Origin of the sequence: Alkalitalea saponilacus (genome assembly GCF_900168165.1) — a bacterium.
Taxonomy (GTDB): domain Bacteria; phylum Bacteroidota; class Bacteroidia; order Bacteroidales; family Marinilabiliaceae; genus Natronoflexus; species Natronoflexus saponilacus.
In genome coordinates this window covers 54,582-61,173 of sequence record NZ_FUYV01000023.1, presented here as the reverse complement: position 1 = coordinate 61,173, position 6,592 = coordinate 54,582, and the positions used below count along the sequence as shown (strand labels likewise).

The 6,592-nt window shown below is 39.1% G+C and carries 6 protein-coding genes and 1 tRNA gene; 3 read left to right on the top strand and 4 right to left on the bottom strand.

What is annotated here, in order from left to right; genetic code table 11:
* Positions 1–179: 179 nt before the first annotated feature.
* Positions 180–596, top strand: coding sequence for an SPOR domain-containing protein (locus B5X70_RS15785; RefSeq protein ID WP_079558876.1), 417 nt, complete (start codon positions 180–182; stop codon positions 594–596).
* A 3-nt stretch (positions 597–599) separates the two neighbouring features.
* On the opposite strand, the gene B5X70_RS15780 is transcribed toward B5X70_RS15785, so the two are convergent.
* On the bottom strand, positions 600–1,214 hold the full coding sequence (locus B5X70_RS15780; protein ID WP_079558875.1) for an HAD family hydrolase: 615 nt from the start codon (positions 1,212–1,214) through the stop codon (positions 600–602).
* A 92-nt stretch (positions 1,215–1,306) separates the two neighbouring features.
* On the opposite strand from B5X70_RS15780, the gene B5X70_RS15775 reads away from it, so the two are divergent.
* Both B5X70_RS15775 and B5X70_RS15770 read left to right on the top strand, forming a co-directional pair.
* A tRNA-Ile gene (locus B5X70_RS15775) sits at positions 1,307–1,381 on the top strand.
* Between the two features lie 147 nt (positions 1,382–1,528).
* Positions 1,529–1,999: a DUF417 family protein gene (locus tag B5X70_RS15770; RefSeq protein ID WP_079558874.1), complete on the top strand. Its 471-nt coding sequence runs from the start codon at positions 1,529–1,531 to the stop codon at positions 1,997–1,999.
* On the opposite strand, the gene B5X70_RS15765 is transcribed toward B5X70_RS15770, so the two are convergent.
* The 3 genes from B5X70_RS15765 to B5X70_RS15750 all read right to left on the bottom strand — a co-directional run bounded on the left by B5X70_RS15765 (position 2,000) and on the right by B5X70_RS15750 (position 6,434).
* Positions 2,000–3,082: a glycosyltransferase gene (locus B5X70_RS15765; protein ID WP_079558873.1), complete on the bottom strand. Its 1,083-nt coding sequence runs from the start codon at positions 3,080–3,082 to the stop codon at positions 2,000–2,002.
* Positions 3,083–3,121: 39 nt separating this feature from the next.
* Entirely contained in the window at positions 3,122–4,183 is a 1,062-nt protein-coding gene (locus tag B5X70_RS15760) for a hypothetical protein (protein WP_079558872.1), read from the bottom strand.
* A gap of 223 nt (positions 4,184–4,406) precedes the next feature.
* Positions 4,407–6,434, bottom strand: coding sequence for a transketolase family protein (locus B5X70_RS15750; protein WP_079558870.1), 2,028 nt, complete (start codon positions 6,432–6,434; stop codon positions 4,407–4,409).
* Positions 6,435–6,592: the final 158 nt, after the last annotated feature.

The window sequence follows — 6,592 nt, the reverse complement described above, 5'->3', positions numbered from 1 at the left end:
GACATGTGAGAAGGTTTTTTTGTTGTGCACCTCAAAGATAATTTGAGATACTTAAATTCCTTCTCACTTTTTTAATCGTTTAGGACGCTATTGAAAAAAAGTCTGGAAATATGCATTCTTCTTTATTATGCAGTATATTTGTGTATTAATTTGAAGAATACCCCTAAAACAAATTATTTATGAAAGGAATATTTCTAATAACAGGAATTGCTCTATTGGCTTTTGGCGCATGCAAAGAAAAAGCAACAAAAGCCCCTCCACCAGAGCCAGTAATAGAAGAAGTAGTTGAAATTGCTGAACCTGACACTTTATATCAGGAGCAAGTAGTTGAAGAACCGGTATATGTGCCTGAACCTGACAAATACTTTCTAATTGCAGCCAGTTTTGTTGAATACGACAACGCACAACGTTGCCAGTCAGATTTACTAAACAGAGGGATGCGATCAGAAATCATTCAACGTAGTCATGGTCCAAATAGCAACTTCTACCGGGTTTCATATATGTCATTTAATGACAAAAGAGAGGCACTAAGAACCCTTAACAACGAAAGAAACCAGGAAGGAAAAGAAAACGTTTGGTTACTTGTAAAAAGATAATACTTATAAAGGATTATCTTTAAACCATTCTACAATATTCAGCCCGCGAGTAACATGGAGTGTTTGAAAACCCATGTCGCGGGCTGTATTTATGTTGTTCTCCAAATCATCTACAAACAGAGTTTCTTCGGGAAGTATATTACACCCATCTATCAGCGTTTGGAATGCCTGCCGCTCAGGCTTTCGGCTTCCTATTATATGCGAATACCAGGCCGATTCAAATAAATCACTTAACTTATTATAACCATTTGCCATGGATTCAAACTTTTGTGTATGAATTTCATTGGTATTGCTCAAAACAAATAACCGGTAATCACTTTTCAGTGATTCCAGCAGCCTGATTCTCTCATCAGGAATTTGAACCAACATGGCATTCCAAGCATCCACAGCTTGTTGCGCGGTGATTTCATTACCAGCCAAACTTACCAGTGCTTCAATAAATTCATCGTCACTAATTGCTCCTGTTTCATATTGTCGGAATACAGGATGTTTTATGTACCCATACTCTAATTCAAGGTATCGATCGCTTATGTAGTTTTTAAAAGTATTGTAAGTTCTCTCAACGTCCAGGTCAATTATAACTCCTCCCAGATCAAAAATGATGTTTAAAATTCTCATTCAGGTAATTTTTATTTTGATATTACTTTCTTATCTAGATTTTCTTTGTATTTTTGCATCGCGAAAAACAAATATACAATAATTTGTTTTTAGGGCCCATAGCTCAGTTGGTTAGTAGCACCTGACTCATAATCAGGGGGTCGCTGGTTCAAGCCCAGCTGGGCCCACCGCCATAAAGGATTACAAACTCCGTTTTGTAATCCTTTTTTTATCCCTCAAAATCTCTACTTTTTCACCATGCTTTCTTTCCTTAATAAAAATGAACCATTCAGACATTCTTTATGTTTAGTTTATGGACATAAAACGATAAAAACATGACAATTTTAAGAGGTAAGTGGTATCAAAAAGTTGATCCGTTGATCATTGGATGGATGTCAAGAAATGGATATTTACTGTTAAGAATCTCCATTGGAATCATCTTCTTTTGGTTCGGAATTCTAAAATTTTTTCCGGGACTAAGTCCCGCTCATGATTTGGCGGTAAATACCATAGACAAAATGACCTTTGGTTTAATCTCCGAAGTTTTAATCATAAATGGTTTAGCTCTATGGGAAGTATTGATTGGAATTGGTCTGATTTCTGGTAAATTCATGCGTGAAACATTGTTTTTACTATTTCTTCAAATGGCAGGTACATTTACTCCCATTTTCCTATTTCCGGAGGATGTATTTACACGTGTGCCTTATGCACCTACCTTAGAAGGACAATATATTATTAAGAATCTGGTTCTGGTCTCAGCGGGGATAGTACTTGGCGGGAAACTCAGAAAAGCCAACAACAATTAATCAGTCCCAGGAATCGCTTCTGAAAAAGCCATGAAATGCTGCCATTACAATCCAAAACGGATGCAGAATAGAGAAAACCAGTGTTCGTTTATGCTTTAATTCAATATGGAAAAAATCTTTTCCTGATGAAAGAATTAAAAAATCAGAAACGTATTTTATGACGAAACTTGAGAGAAAGAGCGGGAAAAATTGAGTATAAAATGGGATTAAAAATAGTTGGATTAAAAGAGACAAATTGGTAACCAAAACTAAAACGGCCAACATTTTTGAGGCCAAATCTCTATATGATGTTGTTTTTCCGCCCCAACGCGATCGTTGACGTAACACCATCGACCAATCAGATAAAGCCCTTGTGAAAACAAGGGCTTTTCTGCTTTTCAAAAAAGCAATTTTCAATCCCGCCTTCTTAAATGCGTGCATTAAAAATACATCATCACCAGATGCAATATGTTTTCCATCATGTTTCCCTCTCAATTCTATCCATCGATTCTTCTTAAAAACTAGATTTGCACCGCTGCAATAAAGGGGATGACCAAGTTGAATTGCACCCGCACCACATATTTGCAATGCATAATAATCAATGGCTTGAAAATCGTGAAGAACCGACCCGTTGCTTTCAATTGTTACAGGCCCTGCCAGCATATCAGCATTGGTTGATCTAATCCACACAGCAATAGATTCCAGCCACTCCTCCCCCATAACGCAATCTGCATCGGTGGTGACAATATATTGTCCTTGTGCCTGATCAATTCCTGTGGCAATTGCCGCTTTCTTACCGAAATTTCGTGAGTTAATAATTTTTAGGTTTGGAAGATTGAGTATCCGTTGCTGCCAATCATCAGTTGAATGGTCATTCACCAGAATCAATTCAAACTTTTTAGACGGAAGACTCTGCTTCTCAATTTGCCTCAAAATCCACGGCAAATGATCGGATTCATTTTTAAAAGGAATGATTACAGATATAAACAGATCACAATTTACATCTTTGTTTTCAATTTCAGCTTTACTGCACCAACCGTAACGCAACAGCAGAATAACCAAAGCGTAGGACACAATTATGCCAGGCAGTAAAATTTCCATCATAACGAAATTATTCAGGTAAAAACCTGTATCGCCACCACGCTACTTAACGGTGAGTGAGAGAACCCAGTTCTCCATTTGCAACTCCTCCAGTAACTCTTCCTGACGCTGCAAAGCACGATTTACCGAAGGATACCACTCTGCACTTACCAGAAATCGTCCCTCATAAGGCAAAATGGATACTGTCTTTACTCCCCTTTCAGAAAGTCTGTTCATCATTTGAATGGCAGGTGCTTCCTCTCTGAAACTTCCTACAATTACATGGTGCTGCCTTGTTCCTGTAGCTGGTGGTACAATTTCCTTCTCTGTCTCTGTCTCAACCGGCTCTTTTTCAACAATCTCAGGCTCTTCAACCATCTCGATTGGTTCAGGTTCAACAGGAATTTCTTCTTTGTCAAACAATGATGTGAAAAACCATAAATATGCTCCTGCTAAAACCAGTAAAAGGACAATGATCAGTGCAATGAGCCAAACCGGAAACCGGTCTCTCTTTTCGACTATTACCTTTTCTTTATTTTCCTTTACAGAAGGTTTTGTCTTGGATTGAACAACTTCTGATTTCACCTTGACGGGCTGAGGTTTTGGCGCATCAGGTTTTTTCTCTACCGAAGGAACCACAGGCGGCGCAGTATATTTTTTATGATCATCAGGAATCTCCTTAGTCTTTGGCTTGCTGGCTATATCCTCAACAGCATCTGTGTCCAGATCCAATAAATCTTCATCGGCGCTAATAGCACCGTCCGTATTATCCTGCGGATCAGATTTTATCGAATCAGTTTCCTGAGTGGCGCTCACCTCTTGTTCAAATCGTAAGACTCCGTTATCATCTTTAGTAAAAACGCCAATACCTTTTATGGTATATAATCCCTCTGAATCCAAAGAGCTTTTAATGGTATTGACATACTCCTCCACTTTTTGAGCGGCAGTGGCAGAATCAATGCTTTCAACCGCACAAATATGACTGATGAGCAAGCCATCATTAAAACTCAAAAAATTATTAAACAATATATTCTGACCCTTCTCTCTGGAAACAATAAATGCTCCGAAATTGGGAATAATTATACGATTGTTCTCTTTAATTAGATCCAGTAAATAATTTTCCATATTCAACAGTTTTTGTGAATGGCGGATTATTATTATTTATATAAAAACAAATATCTTATCAATAATCTCTCAATAGAAGCAAATATAGTTATTTTTCAGATAATTGCTCATTTTGTTTACAAGATTCAATTTTTATACAATAAATCTTATAAGTATATAAAAAACGGGGCGGCTCTGCGAAGCCGTCCCGTTGTAGTACAATAAATATCTGTTATAGAATCTGCTATTTATTCAGCAGAGAAACAACTTTTTCAAATACCGCCTCACCGGTGAAACCAAACTCTTTATCCAGCACCGTGAAAGGAGCAGAATATCCGAAGTGATCCAATCCGGCTACAACTCCGTCGGCACCAACAAGACCTTCAAGATTTACAGGAAGACCGGCGGTTAATCCAAACTTCGGAGTTCCTGGAAGCAATACCTCATCCTGATAAGATTTTGGCTGGTTTCTAAGCAAACCTTCAGAAGGAACAGAGATGATCTGGATTTTTAATCCTTTCTTCTCTCGCAATAACTTTGCACCTTCAACCAAAGTAGATACCTCAGAACCGTTTCCAACAAGAACCACATCTATCTTTCCTTCATCCTTGCATACAATGTATGCACCTTTCTTAGCCTGAAGTGACTTCTCATAATTATTATCAGGAAGATTGGTAATGTTCTGACGAGAAAGAATCAGTGCAGTAGGTGTGGCATTATTCTCCATAGCCATTTGCCAAGCAACGGTGGTTTCAATGGCATCGCCAGGACGAACAACCAACATGCTGTTGTGTCCTTTATGGTTTTTCAGTTTTTCCAACAAACGGATTTGCGCCTCTTGCTCTACAGGTTGGTGCGTAGGGCCATCCTCTCCTACTCTGAAAGCGTCATGCGTCCATACATACTTAACAGGAAGCTCCATTAAAGCAGCCAAACGAACTGCAGGTTTCATGTAATCACTGAACACAAAGAAGGTTCCACACACCGGAATAACTCCGCCATGAAGTGCCATACCGTTGGCAATGGCAGCCATGGTAAGCTCAGCAACACCTGCCTGAAGGAATGAACCTGAGAAGTCTCCTTTTGTGAAAGAAGTTGTTTTCTTTAGAAAACCGTCAGTTTTATCAGAGTTAGCAAGGTCAGCAGACATTACGATCATGTTTTCAACCTTACCGGCAAATTCGCTCAAAACCTTCGCTGAAGCTGATCTGGTGGCATCGTTTTCCTTCTGTTCAATAGCAGAGAAGTCAAATCCGGTCACTTCTCCTGAGAAGAATTTGTTAAATTTCGCCGCCAGTTCAGGATTCTTAAGCTCCCATTCTTGCTGTGCAGTTTTACGCTCACGAGCGATTTTTGCTTTCTCTTCATTTACTTTGGCGTAATATTCAGCCACATCGGGGAAGATCACAAATGGATTCTCAGCATCACCACCAAGGTTTTCAATGGTTTTTGCGAAAGAGGCGCCAGCTGCGCTCAAAGGCTGTCCATGGGTGCTTACCATCTTCTCGAAAGATGATCCGTCTTCTTTAACAGCTCCTTTACCCATAATGGTTTTTCCAATAATCAGGAAAGGCTTTTCTGTTTCACCAGCAGCTTCTTTTAAAGCAGCTCTAATTTCATCATGGTTATGGCCATCAATTGTTTTAACTTTCCAGCCCCAGGCTTCGTATTTTTTTTCTGTATCTTCAATGGTTACAGCATTGGTTTCAGTAGATAACTGAATATCATTGCTATCATAAAACATCACCAGGTTGCTCAATCCCAAATAACCGGCTATTCTACCAGCTCCCTGAGAAATCTCCTCCTGAATACCACCATCAGAAATGAAAGTATAAGTTTTATGTTGTAACCACTCACCAAAACGATCAGCCAGAAAACGTTCGGCAATAGCAGCTCCAACGGCCATGGTATGCCCCTGTCCCAGAGGTCCTGATGTATTCTCAACCCCACGAGGGATATCAACTTCAGGGTGTCCGGGTGTTGGACTACCCCACTGTCTGAAGTTGGACAGTTCTTCCATGGTATAGGTTCCGGTTAGTGCCAGAATAGAGTATAGCATGGGCGACATATGACCGGGATCTAAAAAGAATCGATCTCTGTTGATCCAGCCTCTGTCGTTGGGATCGTAGTTTAGAAATTCTGAAAACAGGATGTGCACGAAATCTGCTCCACCCATTGCTCCACCGGGATGACCCGATTTTGCCTTTTCTACCATTGCTGCAGACAATATACGAATGTTATCTGAAGCTCTTATTCCAATCTCTTTATTCATGTTTTGTGACTATTATTTAAGATTTATGCAAATTTAATTCATTATTATGTAGTTATAGGTGGACATTTATGGATAATACCACCACAAAAAAGGAAAGTTAAATACAAAAATAGCTTTTTTATTAGAACCTAAAAAATCAACTTTCATCACTTTAAATT